This is a genomic window from Vibrio sp. DW001 (assembly GCF_029016285.1).
Taxonomy (GTDB): domain Bacteria; phylum Pseudomonadota; class Gammaproteobacteria; order Enterobacterales; family Vibrionaceae; genus Vibrio.
In genome coordinates this window covers 988,741-1,002,529 of record NZ_CP091976.1, presented here as the reverse complement: position 1 = coordinate 1,002,529, position 13,789 = coordinate 988,741, and the positions used below count along the sequence as shown (strand labels likewise).

Genomic DNA, 13,789 nt, shown 5'->3' with positions numbered 1-13,789 from the left:
GTAAATACATTCGCATTGCAAACTTAGGTTAGATCGGCTGCAATTACCTTGCTGTCTACCGTGACCTTATGTAAAAGAAAGCTTTCACAACCATTGAATACCATAAACTCCGGAAGCGCTTGCTTAAGTGAAGACATAAAATCATCCACTTTCTCCAATCTCGGTTCCAGCGCCAAATGATGTATATCTAGCCTTGATTCGCTCCTAACGGCTTTACAGTCCATGCGTGCGACTAACTGCCCATTCCATAATATTGGGAGCGAGAAATACCCAAATTTTCTTTTCGCTTCAGGTGTATAACATTCAATAAGATAATCAAAATTGAATAAGGCTTGCATTCGTTTTCGCTGAATCAGTAGATTGTCAAAAGGAGACAGTATATGCAGTTTGTTGATCTGGTAACGCTTGCCGAGTAATGAAAGTGTTTCAGGAAGAGTGTAATACTCTATCGCTGCGACTTTTATTATCATTACATCACCACTCTCTACTAACTCTTCTAAAATGGCGGTGATGTGCGGCTTAATGCCTTGAAGTAAATAATTCATCTCCGCAAGCTGGCCTATGCCATTCGCCTTTAAATAACGAAATACAAGGTGCCTAGCGTACTCTTGAGCTGAAGGAATACTCTTATCTATATCTTGTGGTAATACACGTTCTGTCAAATCATAGGATTTTTGAAATTTCACTCGAGACGAAATCATCAAATCCCCTTGCATATATAGATTTTCTAACGCCATTTTTGCGGATTTATGCTGCCAAGCACCTAATTTATTCCCATCACCATCGAAGTCCCTTGCCATTAATGGGCCTTCTTTCTCAATTCTCAACAAAACATTATCCATGACGCCATGGTTACGTTTGTACCAATGACTTTGATGACCATCCAAAATGGCGTTCTTTCTATAAAGGCTGTAACGGAAATCTCGCATCGGTAAGTACGCGGCAGCGTGTGACCAATACTCGAAGACTTGTTTGTCATTTACCAATGTATCTAGGTGGCTAGGTTGGTAACGAGGATTTCTATTCCAAAGGGTGTGGTGGTGTGCTCTTTGGACAACAGAGATGGTATCCATTTGCACATAACCTAGGTGTTCAACAGCCGATAGAGTCGCCTCTAAGGCCGTTCCTTTTTGTTGCCGTGCTGGTAGTTTTTGAGATAACAGTACCAGTTTTCTTGCTTGTTGAAGTGATAGTGAGTCTGCCATGCTAATTATATAATCTCGAAAAGAGTACTCATAAATAGACAATAACAAATAACCTGTAATTATCGATCACTATTTAATATGTGGCTTAGATATGACGTTTAAGGTTTTTCAGTTTATAGTCTGCCACCTTTTATTTAAAGTGGCAGTATTCGAAAAAGCGACGACTCAAGACTTAATTTAAACTCACCTCAACATCAGATTTAATTATACAAGAGCATGCTAATACAAAACCCTTTTCTATCTCTTCTGTCGTTAACGTTTCAACACTTGTACGTTCAACCTCCCCCACTTTCACTTTACACTTACATGAACCACACATCCCACTTCGACATGCCGCGATAACGGGCACCCCTGCTTTCTCTAGCGAGTCAATCAGCATGGTGCCATATTCTGCATCCACTTCAACACCAAAGCTTGGTACCGATACCGAAACGACTCCGCTTTGTTCAACACCATTTTTCGGGTCGATGTCGCACATATTTTGCTCTGGTGAGAAACTTTCTTCAAAAAAGTTCGTCATATCGAAGCTAAGAGTTTCAAGATAAGATTTGGTATCCTGCATGAACCCGACAGGGCCGCATAAGTAAGCGCTACGTTGATGAAGATCAGGACATAATCGTTCCAGCCATTCTTGGTCAAATCGACCCTGTTGGTAATCCGTACCTTCGTTCTCCTTTAAAAGCAGCTTCAAGTGAAAATTTTGATGCGCATTTGCCAGTTCTTCAAGTTCCGCAAAATATATGGTGTTCTCTTTGTTTCTTGCTTGATGGATAAAGTCGATGTCAAGGTCGGCATTTTCAGAAAGCCACTGCCTTACCATCGATGTGACAGGTGTGATTCCGCATCCTGCACTCAGCATAACGACTTTTGATTGTGGTAAACAATCGACACTGTTAAAACTACCTGCTGGTTTAAGAACCGTAATCCTATCTCCCACCACCAAGGTATCATTGATGTAATTGGAGATCTTTCCAGCTTTCACTCGCTTAACAGTAAACTGAAGCTCATTATTCTTTGGCAACGAGCTAATTGAATAAGCACGATATTCGACACTTTCGACCAGAGAAAAACCAAGAGTGACGAATTGACCTGGCTTAAAATCAAACGTTATATCATCACCTATACTACCCAGCGAGAAGCTAACTGTATCAGGAGTTTCGCTCCACTTGTCTTTACAAATAAGATCGACAGAATCGGTATGTTGCCACGCTAACATCACTAAATATCTCCAAGAACAACAATAAAAAAGCCCGGTAATGAGGGAACATTACCGGGAAAGTAAGCAGAGTAATTAAGCTGCTAGAATAGTTTTTAGATCATCTTCTACGTTGCTGATACTGCGCATATCGAACTCTTTTTGCATGATGGCTAATAGATTATCAGTTAAGAATGCGGGTGCCGTTGGGCCGGTGTAGATGCCTTTTAATCCTAATGCAAACAGAGTAAGAAGAATGACAATTGCCTTTTGCTCAAACCAAGAAAGAACCAGTGTTAACGGTAATTCATTGATATCACAATCAAACTCTTTTGAAAGTGCGATCGCGAGCTGAATAGCAGAATACGCATCATTACATTGGCCAACATCAAGTAGACGTGGAATACCATTAATGTCGCCAAATTCACCTTTATTGAAACGAAATTTACCGCAAGCCAAGGTAAGAATAACGCTATCTTCAGGCACCTGAGCCGTAAAGTCGGTGTAATAGCTTCGTTCAGCTTTGTCACCATCACAACCGCCGACTAGGAAGAAGTGACTGATATTGCCTTCTTTGACTTGCTCAACAACCGCTGGCGCGGCCGCCATTAGAGCGTTACGACCGAATCCTACCGTAATCATCTGCTCTATTTCATCGTGCTGGAACCCATCTTGTGCTAGAGCACAATCAATAACGGCACTGAAATCATCACCTTCAAGATGCGCGACACCCGGCCAGCCAACAATGCTGCGAGTGAATAGACGATCTGCATATTGACCCACGTTAGGATTAAGAAGACAGTTAGATGTCATTACAATTGCACCTGGGAAATTGGCGAACTCTTTCTGTTGGTTCTGCCATGCACTACCGTAATTGCCTACCAAGTGTGGATATTTCTTAAGTTCAGGATAAGAATGGCCAGGAAGCATTTCACCGTTTGTATATACGTTGATGCCTTTGCCTTCTGTTTGTTGAAGAATTTTCTCTAAATCGTGAAGGTCATGACCTGAAACCAGGATAGCTTTACCTTTAACCGTCTTAACATTAACTTGAGAAGGCTCTGGGTGACCAAATGTATCGGTTTCGCCTTTATCCAGCATCTCCATAATACGGTAATTCACCAGACCGATCTGCATTGATGTATCCAGTAATGCTTTCAGATCGGTCGGGTCAGTGCCTAGCCACGCCATAATTTTGTGGTATTCACCATACACTTCGTCATCAGTTTGAGATAGAACACGTGCGTGCTCAAGGTAGGCAGCAGCGCCTTTCAAACCATATAAACATAGGAGACGAAGGCCAATCACATCCTCATGCTCACTTTCGTGCCCACGGTTTACGGCCGCTTGAGGAGCAAGTTCAATAATCGCTTGTTCGTCACTTGGTAGTTCGAATTTTGCGGCAGGAGAAAGCTCGGGAATGTCAAAACCAGTGAGCATTGCAGCTGCGCGCACTTTTTCTTCTAAACGTTGCTTATAAGCATTTGATTGTTGAACGAATTCGATAACACGTACTGGATCAAAGTTCACATTGGTTAATGTCGAGAAAAACGCCTTAGGTGCCCACTGATCAATCTCCGTATCAATAACGTTTACAGCGCGACCTAACTCAGCCCAAAACGACACACCTTGCAGAGAATACACCAACACATCTTGAAGGTCAGAAACCTCTGCGGTTTTGCCACACATACCTTGCGTATATGAACAACCTTTACCGATTGGCGTTTGAATTGTTTGCTCGCATTGAATACAAAACATTATAAAGCTCCAGTTAGTCTAGTTATTCCATCGACTCTTATAGGATTTAAAACGGTCGACGGTCATTTAATTCTTTCCAACTAAAGCACTATCCATGCCAATATTTATCTATTTGATTCTATTGATTTATTTCTCAACCACTCTCACGTAATGATGTGAAAAACACATCACAATTGATGTCATTTTCACATCATTACGAATTATCGTTACTTTACACCCAATTTTTTACCCATTCGATACAGATTTCCTCTATCCATTTGAAGGAATTCAGCTGCTCTGGCCCAAATACCATTAGATTCTAGTAGTGCGTGCTCAATAAGTTGCTTCTGAAATGACTCAACCGTTTCTCGCATCGGTTTAGATTCTCTATGGAAGAAAGGTTGTTCCTTATTCGCTTTTATCAGTTTATCATCCGCACCAAAATGCACTCGATTAATAACATACTCTTCTTGTTGAATCGCTCTCAAGCTCACCCTCATCAATGTATGCTCTAATTCTCGAACATTACCTAACCATGCTTGACCTTCCATATAATCCAAGCATCGAGGGTGTATATGCAAGTTAGGCAGGTTAAATTGACTCCGCACTTTGTCTAATATATGACCGGCTAAGACAGGTATGTCACCTGTTCTCTCACGCAAAGGAGGAATATGAATAGGAAATACATTCAGCCGATGATACAGATCTGGTCGAAATCGACCCTCCTCTACTTCTTTTTCTAGATCTCTATTCGTTGCTGCGATAATCCGAACGTCTACAAAACTATTTTTATCAGCACCAACTCTTTGAACCTCACCCTGTTGAATAACCCTAAGCAATTTAGCTTGCAAATGAATGGCTAACTCGCCTATTTCATCGAGAAAAAGTGTACCGCCATTAGCCAGTTCAAATTTTCCGGCTCGGTTACTTGTCGCCCCTGTAAATGCACCTTTCACGTGGCCAAACAACTCACTTTCTGCAATAGATTCTGGTAACGCAGCACAGTTTACATAGATCATTGGTTTATCGCGGCGTTCTGATTGATCGTGTACACCATGGGCGACAAGCTCTTTGCCCGTGCCTGTTTCACCAGAAATCAATACGGCATAATTTGACCTTGCAACCATAGATATACTGCTTTTCAGATAATTCATCTGTGGACTGACTCCCACCAACTTGCCTTGCTTGTCTCTTGCTTGCTCAATAAGTTGCTGGTTTATCGATTTTTGCTGACGATTGGATTCTTGCAGGGTTTCAAATAACGCTATATTCCTCAGCGTCGCGGCGGCTAAGGCAGCAAAGGTCTCGATAGTAATAGTGTCTATCTTCTCGAATGCGCCAACTTCCAAAGCATCTAATGTCAATATACCGACCAATTTATCTTCAACATACAGACTACATCCCATGCAATCATGGACATCAATATGTTCATCTGGTGTTGCCAAAAGTAGACCATCAAAAGGGTCAGGCAATTTAGATGATGCGCTAAATCGAGTTGGTTTTTTATTGGTGAGGATCTGCTCTAAGCGTGGATGATTCTGCGGGGAAAATTTTCGACCCAAAACGGATCTGGATAAACCACTGACTGCTACCGGAATAAGAAAACCTTTTTTATCCAATATGAACAGTGCACTAGCATCGCAAGGAAGCACCTGATTTACTGAATCTATCAGTTTTTGATAGTGTTGTCCTTTAGGTAATGAGGAGCTTAGGTCAAGTGCTATCTGTAAAAGCACTTTATCTAGGGATGGCTTCATTAATATCTCAGATGATTATTTTTTCTGGATACGTATGATGTCTTTTTTACATCAATCATGAATTGATTCAAAACAAGATTCTCTAAAAATACGCCTTGCGGAATAAAAACAGATAGCTCGACTCAATGATCGGGACAGTCCCCCCCCCATCATTGAGTCGAGCTATTTTTATACATTGGCTGTATTGTTCGGCATGTATACCGTTAACTATTGTTGCTCTCTTTCACTGTGTAAGAGTAATCAACATCAACTATAGCTCGGTATTGTACTTCGCCACGTTGAGCTGAAAATTCCTCTAGACTAACTTCTACCTCTTCAATCTCTACCTTCTGAATCTGACCATTGAGTGTGGTTGGAAGCTGAAATTTAAGCTGTGAGTTTGACGCCGCTTTCAACTCATCCGCAATATCAAAGCCCGCTTCATAAGCTTGAGCTTGAGTCGCATAGCCTTCAGAACGAAATTCTGTCTCACTTTTTAACAAATTGGTACCTGCAAAAACAGACGTACTTAATACCAAACCAGTCGTAGCAATCGTTAATAATGTTTTCATAATCTAGCCTTTTTTAATTTCATCCCCTCATGAGATGTACTCATATTAAACAACGTTAAGTAAAGAGTCCGTCAAGGAAGGTAAAGGTATGTATAAAATTGGTAAAGATAAAGCCGGCATCCGAATGCGTATACAGACTACTAATTGCACTTTTTCTCAATAAAAGTATATTTGAGGTAAGCGCAAGCTTATAAATGAAAATGGGCACGTAGACAAAGAGTTAAGGATAAATAATGGACGGCTATCGAATTACTACAGAGACATATGAAATGGATTTTGATGTGATCTATACATTCATTTCTACGAGCTATTGGGCAAAAGGCATTCCAAAAACAACCATGCAAAAAGCCATTGAAAATGCTTTTTGCTTTGCACTTTTTGATTCCGAGAACAATCAGGTTGGCTTTGCTCGCCTAATTACAGACAGAGCTACTTTTGCTTATCTAGCCGACGTTTTTATTCTGGAAGGTCATAGGCAAAAAGGGCTAAGCAAATGGTTGATTTCGGAAATTATAAACCATCCTCAACTTCAAGGGCTAAGGCGAATTATGTTAGCAACCAAAGACGCACAAGGCCTCTACCAACAATTCGGTTTTGAGCCATTGAATAACCCTGAGATGATGATGCAGATTCACAAGCCAGACGCATATAAGAACCTATAGAGCTCGGCCTGAGAAAAATAAACTATTGCTAGAGAGACTATCTATGAATAAGAAAGAGATTATCGTGCGTCATAGTGAAGCAAAAGATGCACAAGGTATTACGCAAGTTTACCAATGTGAAAATGCCTACTCAAACACATTGCAGCTCCCTTTTCCTGACGGTGCTGTGTGGGAATCAAGGATCGCGAATAAACCAGATAACATTTACAGCTTTGTAGCTGAGATCGATGGCGAAATAGTCGGTAACCTTGGGTTCGAGGTTTTTGCTAATTTAAGACGCCGACATGCCGGCTCTTTTGGTATGGGCGTGAAAGATGAACAACAAGGCAAAGGGATTGGCAGTGCGCTTTTATCAACCATGATTGAATTAGCCGACAACTGGTTAAATCTAAAAAGATTAGAGCTTACCGTTTTTATCGACAATGCATCTGCCATTGCATTATATAAAAAATTTGGCTTTGTCATTGAGGGCGAGTCAGAGGATTATGCGTTTAGAAAGGGCGAATTTGTCAGTGTCTATCACATGGCAAGAATTAAAACTTAAAATATTGAATTGGTAATAAGGAGGAACCGCAATGAGCATAGATATACATAGTGGCATTTGGATATCTGAACCCAAATCACAAACCATCACCGACCGCTCTATTCTTTTTACCACAGAGCCGAACACCGATTTATGGCAGCGTTCGTATTATGGATTTCGTAATGACAACGCACCCGCCTATCAATTCGAATCTTCAAACAATTTCACTTTTCTTGTGAAAGCAACATTCCAATATAGAAATCTGTTCGATCAATGTGGCGTGATTATCTATCTTGATAGTGAAAATTGGTTTAAAGCTTCAATCGAGTACGAAAACGAACATTACTCGAGACTCGGAAGTGTAGTTACCAATATGGGCTATTCTGATTGGGCAACGACCGATATTGAACTGCCGAAAGAGATTTGGTATAGATTAAGTCGTAGAGGGCCAGACTTCCTTATTGAAAGCTCTTCAGATGGTATAGCGTTCCACCAAATGCGGGTATTTCATATCCACGCTTTAGGTGAAACATCTTCAAGCATGGGAACGGCAAATCCACCATTACCGCCTAAGAAGTCTATTAAATTTGGTGTTTATGCATGCAGCCCTATCGATTCATCATTCACTGCTGAATTTTCCCACATTTCAGTTAAAGATTGTATTTGGAAAGCGCACGGAACACTCTAAACATGGCTAAAATCTACTTTATCTGTGGTTTCATCGGCTCAGGAAAAACCACTTATGCAAAACAATTGGTCAATACCCACTCGGCATTCCGCTTTTCTATCGACGAATGGATGATACCGTTATTCGGTGAACACATGCCTAGAGAGTTATTCGATGAGCGTATGGATACATTAACCGAACTATTTAAATTGTCAGCAATACAGATGATGCAACTGAACACCTCGGTCATATTTGACTTTGGCTTTTGGAACCAATTAGAACGAACAAAAATAACCCAATGGGCACAATCTCAAGGGTTCGATTTTGAGTTGATTTATCTAGATTCTAGTTTCGAAGTTTGTAGCCAACGAGCCTATAAACGCAATGTTGACCGCACAGACAAAGCCTACGAAATGACACCTGAAATGCTCCAGATGTTCTGGCAATGGTTTGAAGTTCCAACACAACATGAAAAAGTCACGTACATTAGATCATCCGATAACTAACCTAAGATCAAGATCATAGACATTGATAATTATCAACATTTGGAATAAACAATGACCTCTACCATCGTCGTAAATCCTTCTGCTGAAGATATTCAGGACATTAAGAACGGCCTAATAAAGCATAATTCACCCTATCTAAAAGGGTTAAGACGATACGAAATCGCCAATTTCAGTTATAAGATAAACGGAGACAAAAGTGCAGGTGTCACAGGCGAAATATGGGGTAATTGGTTACTCATTCAATACCTTTGGGTAGATGAAACTCAGAGAGGAAATAGGTTAGGTACCACCATATTATCTGAACTCGAACAGTATGCAAAAGAGCAAGGCTGCCATTCCTGTTTGCTAGATACGTTTAGTTTTCAAGCGAGAACATTTTATGAAAAAATGGGGTATACCCATGCGATGACGATGGATGATTTTCCTGTGGAAACAAAGAAGTTTTATATGATGAAATCGTTATGAAGGATCTTACAATGACAAAATGCAATAAAATAACGCTTTTTATTATCACTATTGGTTTTCTTATTGGATGCTCGAAGCAACAAATGTATGACTCCATTCACGCGCAACAAAAAAGCACCTGTAGTCGTCAGAGCAATACGGTCTACCAAGAGTGCCTAGACAGCTTAAGTAAACCATATGAAGAATATGAGTATGAAAGAAACGAGCGTATAGAGACAAATTAACCATTAGACTTAACGTGCTTCACTCAATACTCGTTTACCACTGCTTTCCCAATGGGTGATAAATGCGACGGCTGCAATAATAATCGCAGCACCTAACCATAATCGACCTGGTGGAACCCAACCAAATACCATCCATCCTAACAGTACATTTAATGGCAGTTTTGCATTGTCGAAAGGTTGAACAAATGATGCATCTGCCACCGCGTAAGCTTTTACAATCGCCCACTGTGCCAACGCGGTCATAGCGCCAGCACCAAGTAAAAAGACCCAGATAATTGACGTTGTAGGCATCGTCCAATCTGGTATCGCTAGAAGTAGATTAAAGGGCGTAATAAACAACAGAAGGTAAACCACCATTGTCGATGGAGAGTCGTCAGAAGAGAGTTTTTTCACCATCAACGAATAACATGCCCAGAAAAATGCAGCACCGATAGGCAATAAAGAGGCAATATTGAAATTCTCCCCCCAAGGTTCCAAAATAATCATGGCGCCGACGAAGCCTGCTAAGGTCGCTCCCCAGCGGGCAAACCCAACTTTTTCTTTAAGAAATAGACCTGAACCAATCGTAGCGAAAAGCGGTGATGTCATTAAGAGAGCGATACCTTGCCAAATCGGAACAGGATAAGCTAACGCCCACATCCATAATTGAATACCGATAACAGACAACAACACCCTGAAGATATGCATCTTTAAGTTCATTGTTGTTAACGATTTTTTTATACCGAGTGTCTTTAGATAAGGGAGAATGACGACAAGCGCAACACCATATTGAATCAAGGCAACAGAGGTAGACGGAAGCGAAAAATTGATACTAACATATTGAGCGAGACTATTAACTACAGCAAAAGCTAAGCCAGCGGTTAACATCCAGCTAGCACCTTGGATTGGAGAATGAGGCGACATATAAACTTACTATCTAATATTGAGTTGACCAATAATAAGTCAATTGTCTAAAAACCGCTATCGAAAACGCTGTTATGCGGCCTCGACATTCACCATTTTTCTTTTAACGATGTCATTACATGCTTGATGCACGGTAGTCAGATCTTTCAAGTAAATCCGAGCGGCCGGATCTATTTTTTGCCCATCTATCTTAATTAACACTTTCTGATACTCATTTGAACAATGAGAGATGGTATTCAAATTCTCAATTCGATTGGCAATTCGATATAGTTTGAGTAGGTTGCTTAATTTATGGCTTAGCATCGACGTTCTCCACGCCATTCTCAAATTCCATGTCCTGAGAGATAGCAAAATGTACAGAAAATTATGTTGCGACCATATCCATAGAAGCAGTTATTATTCTAGAGTACTGTTAAAACTGTTTGATTTTATCAAAAAACACACACCGTATGGCGTACTAATACTCAATATCCTCTACTCATGGCCTAAATGCATTAATATTCTAAAATCAAGCTGTATTTACGCAACGAAGATCACGTAAATAATATGTACCCTCGCGTTTTGTGCATAATTATTTGATCAATATCACTCTAAATATACATTGACAGAAAAATGCGAGCTCAATACGAAATCATGATACAACGGAGAAAGGCACAAGTTTTGCCTGAATTTAAAGGGGGCACTTGGTTTACACCTTAAAATTGGAGTAGATCAAAATACTTAAATGAGCCAATTAAGAAGATAGGTAGTCATGTCTGGTTAAAATCAGAAACTGTGATAACTTTAAATGGATTACGAACCAAAGTTATTTACCTTACGATAAAGGTCATAACAGGGAGATTAAATGAATAAACATTGGTTAATGTTAGGTCTACTATCGACAGTTGGTTACGCAAATACAATCTCTACTCCAGGTAAAGCCATCATTGTAGGGAATAGTAACAATGCACTAGCTAAACGAGTCTGCTATTACCAAGACAAAGCATACTCGCTTGGTGCGGTTTTGCAGGTTGGAGAAAACCACATAATATGCAGTGAAGAAAACGCTCGCCAATCGAATGGGCCATTGAGATGGTTTCCATTGGGTCAGGAGCGTTCAAAGATCTCAAATAAACCTAGTTACAAAGTAGATTAAGCCGCACTTTCATCATACTGCTGCTCCAAAGTAGCGGCTCTCTGCGCAGCAGGCATTTCATTTAGCGCAGCAAGATATTCTGTCAGCTTAGGGTAGTCACCAAGGAAACCTAATCCCGCCGCCATTTCTACAATAAATGACATTAATATATCTGCAGCCGTAAATTGGTCACCAACTAGCCAAGTATTATGAGACAAGTGCGTATCCATATAACCCAGAATGAGTTTAATCTCATTTTGACTATAATCAGAAACAAACCGTGTTTCTGACCCATCAACCTTCAAGAAATAATGCATTAACAGAGGCAACGCTGCTGAACTTTCTGCAAAATGCAGCCATTGCAAATAAAGTGGGTACTCATCGGATCCATGTGCAGGAACCAATGTTTCGCTTGCAAAACGTTGTGCTAAATATTCCGTTATGGCCCCAGATTCAGCCAAGACTTTGCCGTCTTCTTCTATCACCGGAGATTTACCCAGAGGGTGCACCGCGCGCAATTCAGGTGGCGCAAGTTGAGTGACAGTATCTCTTTGATACGCCTTGATTTCATAAGGTACTTTTAGCTCTTCTAATAGCCATATAATTCTTTTTGAACGTGATCTAACTAAGTGGTGTAAAGTAATCATGGAATCCTCGGTATTTCTTTATGTTTTACTTTATATGCATATTGTCCACTATTAATAATGGAGTCAAGCTCAACTCCACACTTTTGGTATCCTCAGATCAAAATCATTTTATCGAAACATACTATTAATATTTTATTAACATCTTGTTTTTAAAGAATTAAAATCACCTGATCAAACTCATTTCGTAATCACCAAGTCATTATTGTAATTTAATTACCAAATAAAGGTTGACGCAGGTCACATAAATGTCGATAATGTGATCGTCATCTGATAAACAATAACAAGGAAAACGACATGAGCTCAATATTAACTTCACAAATCGAAGCACCAAAAGTAAGCAATAAAATAGTATCTGTATTACATGAGATTGCAGCAATTTTCACTATGTTTGCTGTGACTTCTACCATTGTATTATTAACAAGCCTTACTTGGATTGCTTAAGCTACTAGGGTGCTTAGAGCACTTTAGTTGTTTAAAGCGGTTGTACAACAAGGCATTCAAATTAGCCCAGAAGTAACCACAATATCAAACTTGTTATTGTGCATAAATGACTCTTTCCTCACATGGATAGGGCATTAAACAGAAAAATTAACAATGTAATTTAATTACACATTCTAATTCTAATTCCTGGTAATGACTAGAGCCATAAGTTAGCTATCAAAACACACTTCCCATCCGTTTCGATAAACGAGATTTTTTCTCTTTCTTATTTCTTATTTCTTATTTCTTATTTCACTTAGCCTATGCTATTTTTGAGATACATGTATTTTGATGTCTTTGTGTCGAAATAAATATAGATATCTCGGGAATGTCGAATGCTTCGAAAAAAAATCAGCATTACACATGCGAAATCAAAAAAAATACTCGTGCTAAATCTAAAAGGTGGCGTTGGCAAGTCAACTTTTACGGTGAATCTCGCTTCAAAATTATGTATGGCTCAGTATTGTGTTGAAATCATTGATAGTGATAAACAGAGTTCTTCCCATTCTTGGGCAAAAGAGATACAACAGATTGAATCTCAGCAACTAAATATTAGTTTCCGCGGTTACTCAGATATTGCTTCATCGGTAAAGGTAAATAGAGATTGCGACTTTACTCTCATTGACTCACCCGCTAACTTTGATGATAACCATATCAAAAAATATTTAATGCTGGCAGATTATGTGGTTGTTCCTATTCAACCTTCACCAATCGATCTCCATGCCACTCTTCCCCTTATTGAAAAAATATTGAAGAATCTGGCTTTAATCAAGAAAGAGGTCAAGGTGGGCTTCGTAATTAATCGTTGTACCGAAGGCAACCCTCAGGTTGAACAGGTCAGGAGTCTACTTGATCATTTTCGACAATATCAAACCTTAGGGCTAATGAGCGATTCCTATCTTTATCAAGAACCATTTCAGAAGAAGACCATCTTGGATGTCGATTTAGATACACCACTTTGGAGAGAGGTTTTTCATTGGCTTCAAATAGAATTAACGGACCGAAAAGTAACGTCCCTGACCGTTAAACCGCATTCACAAACAAACAATAAGGTTAGATATTCAAATCTGTTATCGTTCCGCAACTGATAACCTACCATTCACAATGAATACAGATAAAAAAACGGATTTAGCGTTCAACTAAATCCGTTTTC

Annotated in this window: 17 protein-coding genes; 9 read left to right on the top strand and 8 right to left on the bottom strand. The window is 39.8% G+C overall.

Annotation, left to right across the window (positions count from 1 at the left end):
• Positions 1-23: 23 nt before the first annotated feature.
• From L3V77_RS21885 to L3V77_RS21865, 5 genes are all read right to left on the bottom strand, one after another.
• Entirely contained in the window at positions 24-1,205 is a 1,182-nt protein-coding gene (locus L3V77_RS21885) for a crosslink repair DNA glycosylase YcaQ family protein (RefSeq protein WP_275136936.1), read from the bottom strand.
• A 172-nt stretch (positions 1,206-1,377) separates the two neighbouring features.
• Positions 1,378-2,421: a hybrid-cluster NAD(P)-dependent oxidoreductase gene (locus L3V77_RS21880; RefSeq protein WP_275136935.1), complete on the bottom strand. Its 1,044-nt coding sequence runs from the start codon at positions 2,419-2,421 to the stop codon at positions 1,378-1,380.
• A gap of 75 nt (positions 2,422-2,496) precedes the next feature.
• Positions 2,497-4,158 carry a hydroxylamine reductase gene (hcp, locus tag L3V77_RS21875; RefSeq protein ID WP_275136934.1) on the bottom strand — a complete coding sequence of 554 codons (1,662 nt, stop codon included), beginning with the start codon at positions 4,156-4,158 and terminating at the stop codon, positions 2,497-2,499.
• Positions 4,159-4,364: 206 nt separating this feature from the next.
• Positions 4,365-5,894, bottom strand: coding sequence for a nitric oxide reductase transcriptional regulator NorR (norR, locus tag L3V77_RS21870; RefSeq protein WP_275136933.1), 1,530 nt, complete (start codon positions 5,892-5,894; stop codon positions 4,365-4,367).
• 203 nt (positions 5,895-6,097) lie between these two features.
• Positions 6,098-6,445: a DUF3316 domain-containing protein gene (locus tag L3V77_RS21865; protein WP_275136932.1), complete on the bottom strand. Its 348-nt coding sequence runs from the start codon at positions 6,443-6,445 to the stop codon at positions 6,098-6,100.
• A gap of 233 nt (positions 6,446-6,678) precedes the next feature.
• Between L3V77_RS21865 and L3V77_RS21860 the strand changes: the two genes are divergently transcribed.
• From L3V77_RS21860 to L3V77_RS21835, 6 genes are read left to right on the top strand one after another with little or no spacing between them, the layout of a single operon-like run.
• Positions 6,679-7,107 (top strand): GNAT family N-acetyltransferase, encoded by a 429-nt coding sequence (locus L3V77_RS21860; RefSeq protein ID WP_275136931.1) that lies wholly within the window; start codon positions 6,679-6,681, stop codon positions 7,105-7,107.
• 43 nt (positions 7,108-7,150) lie between these two features.
• Entirely contained in the window at positions 7,151-7,651 is a 501-nt protein-coding gene (locus L3V77_RS21855; RefSeq protein ID WP_275136930.1) for a GNAT family N-acetyltransferase, read from the top strand.
• A gap of 31 nt (positions 7,652-7,682) precedes the next feature.
• The gene (locus tag L3V77_RS21850; protein ID WP_275136929.1) at positions 7,683-8,318 is read left to right on the top strand and encodes a DUF1349 domain-containing protein; all 636 of its coding nucleotides are present in this window, start codon (positions 7,683-7,685) and stop codon (positions 8,316-8,318) included.
• A 2-nt stretch (positions 8,319-8,320) separates the two neighbouring features.
• Entirely contained in the window at positions 8,321-8,803 is a 483-nt protein-coding gene (locus tag L3V77_RS21845) for an ATP-binding protein (protein WP_275136928.1), read from the top strand.
• 51 nt (positions 8,804-8,854) lie between these two features.
• On the top strand, positions 8,855-9,268 hold the full coding sequence (locus tag L3V77_RS21840; RefSeq protein WP_275136927.1) for a GNAT family N-acetyltransferase: 414 nt from the start codon (positions 8,855-8,857) through the stop codon (positions 9,266-9,268).
• 11 nt (positions 9,269-9,279) lie between these two features.
• Positions 9,280-9,492, top strand: coding sequence for a hypothetical protein (locus L3V77_RS21835; protein WP_275136926.1), 213 nt, complete (start codon positions 9,280-9,282; stop codon positions 9,490-9,492).
• Between the two features lie 9 nt (positions 9,493-9,501).
• Here the strand turns inward: L3V77_RS21835 and L3V77_RS21830 are convergent, their stop codons facing one another.
• Both L3V77_RS21830 and L3V77_RS21825 read right to left on the bottom strand, forming a co-directional pair.
• Entirely contained in the window at positions 9,502-10,395 is an 894-nt protein-coding gene (locus tag L3V77_RS21830) for a DMT family transporter (RefSeq protein ID WP_275136925.1), read from the bottom strand.
• 72 nt (positions 10,396-10,467) lie between these two features.
• Positions 10,468-10,716, bottom strand: coding sequence for a hypothetical protein (locus L3V77_RS21825; protein WP_275136924.1), 249 nt, complete (start codon positions 10,714-10,716; stop codon positions 10,468-10,470).
• Between the two features lie 523 nt (positions 10,717-11,239).
• Between L3V77_RS21825 and L3V77_RS21820 the strand changes: the two genes are divergently transcribed.
• On the top strand, positions 11,240-11,530 hold the full coding sequence (locus L3V77_RS21820; RefSeq protein ID WP_275136923.1) for a DUF1496 domain-containing protein: 291 nt from the start codon (positions 11,240-11,242) through the stop codon (positions 11,528-11,530).
• On the opposite strand, the gene L3V77_RS21815 is transcribed toward L3V77_RS21820, so the two are convergent.
• The gene (locus tag L3V77_RS21815; protein ID WP_275136922.1) at positions 11,527-12,156 is read right to left on the bottom strand and encodes a glutathione S-transferase family protein; all 630 of its coding nucleotides are present in this window, start codon (positions 12,154-12,156) and stop codon (positions 11,527-11,529) included. The genes L3V77_RS21820 and L3V77_RS21815 overlap by 4 nt on opposite strands.
• Positions 12,157-12,450: 294 nt before the next feature.
• On the opposite strand from L3V77_RS21815, the gene L3V77_RS21810 reads away from it, so the two are divergent.
• Both L3V77_RS21810 and L3V77_RS21805 read left to right on the top strand, forming a co-directional pair.
• Positions 12,451-12,597 carry a hypothetical protein gene (locus L3V77_RS21810; protein ID WP_195705643.1) on the top strand — a complete coding sequence of 49 codons (147 nt, stop codon included), beginning with the start codon at positions 12,451-12,453 and terminating at the stop codon, positions 12,595-12,597.
• A 374-nt stretch (positions 12,598-12,971) separates the two neighbouring features.
• A complete protein-coding gene (locus tag L3V77_RS21805; protein ID WP_275136921.1) occupies positions 12,972-13,724 on the top strand; it encodes a ParA family protein in 753 nt (250 codons plus the stop codon).
• Positions 13,725-13,789: the final 65 nt, after the last annotated feature.

Coding starts and splice junctions, on each gene's coding strand:
- L3V77_RS21885 (WP_275136936.1), bottom strand. CDS start 1,205: ATGGCAGACTCACTATCACTTCAACAAGCAAGAAAACTGGTACTGTTA.
- L3V77_RS21880 (WP_275136935.1), bottom strand. CDS start 2,421: ATGTTAGCGTGGCAACATACCGATTCTGTCGATCTTATTTGTAAAGAC.
- hcp (WP_275136934.1), bottom strand. CDS start 4,158: ATGTTTTGTATTCAATGCGAGCAAACAATTCAAACGCCAATCGGTAAA.
- norR (WP_275136933.1), bottom strand. CDS start 5,894: ATGAAGCCATCCCTAGATAAAGTGCTTTTACAGATAGCACTTGACCTA.
- L3V77_RS21865 (WP_275136932.1), bottom strand. CDS start 6,445: ATGAAAACATTATTAACGATTGCTACGACTGGTTTGGTATTAAGTACG.
- L3V77_RS21860 (WP_275136931.1), top strand. CDS start 6,679: ATGGACGGCTATCGAATTACTACAGAGACATATGAAATGGATTTTGAT.
- L3V77_RS21855 (WP_275136930.1), top strand. CDS start 7,151: ATGAATAAGAAAGAGATTATCGTGCGTCATAGTGAAGCAAAAGATGCA.
- L3V77_RS21850 (WP_275136929.1), top strand. CDS start 7,683: ATGAGCATAGATATACATAGTGGCATTTGGATATCTGAACCCAAATCA.
- L3V77_RS21845 (WP_275136928.1), top strand. CDS start 8,321: ATGGCTAAAATCTACTTTATCTGTGGTTTCATCGGCTCAGGAAAAACC.
- L3V77_RS21840 (WP_275136927.1), top strand. CDS start 8,855: ATGACCTCTACCATCGTCGTAAATCCTTCTGCTGAAGATATTCAGGAC.
- L3V77_RS21835 (WP_275136926.1), top strand. CDS start 9,280: ATGACAAAATGCAATAAAATAACGCTTTTTATTATCACTATTGGTTTT.
- L3V77_RS21830 (WP_275136925.1), bottom strand. CDS start 10,395: ATGTCGCCTCATTCTCCAATCCAAGGTGCTAGCTGGATGTTAACCGCT.
- L3V77_RS21825 (WP_275136924.1), bottom strand. CDS start 10,716: ATGGCGTGGAGAACGTCGATGCTAAGCCATAAATTAAGCAACCTACTC.
- L3V77_RS21820 (WP_275136923.1), top strand. CDS start 11,240: ATGAATAAACATTGGTTAATGTTAGGTCTACTATCGACAGTTGGTTAC.
- L3V77_RS21815 (WP_275136922.1), bottom strand. CDS start 12,156: ATGATTACTTTACACCACTTAGTTAGATCACGTTCAAAAAGAATTATA.
- L3V77_RS21810 (WP_195705643.1), top strand. CDS start 12,451: ATGAGCTCAATATTAACTTCACAAATCGAAGCACCAAAAGTAAGCAAT.
- L3V77_RS21805 (WP_275136921.1), top strand. CDS start 12,972: ATGCTTCGAAAAAAAATCAGCATTACACATGCGAAATCAAAAAAAATA.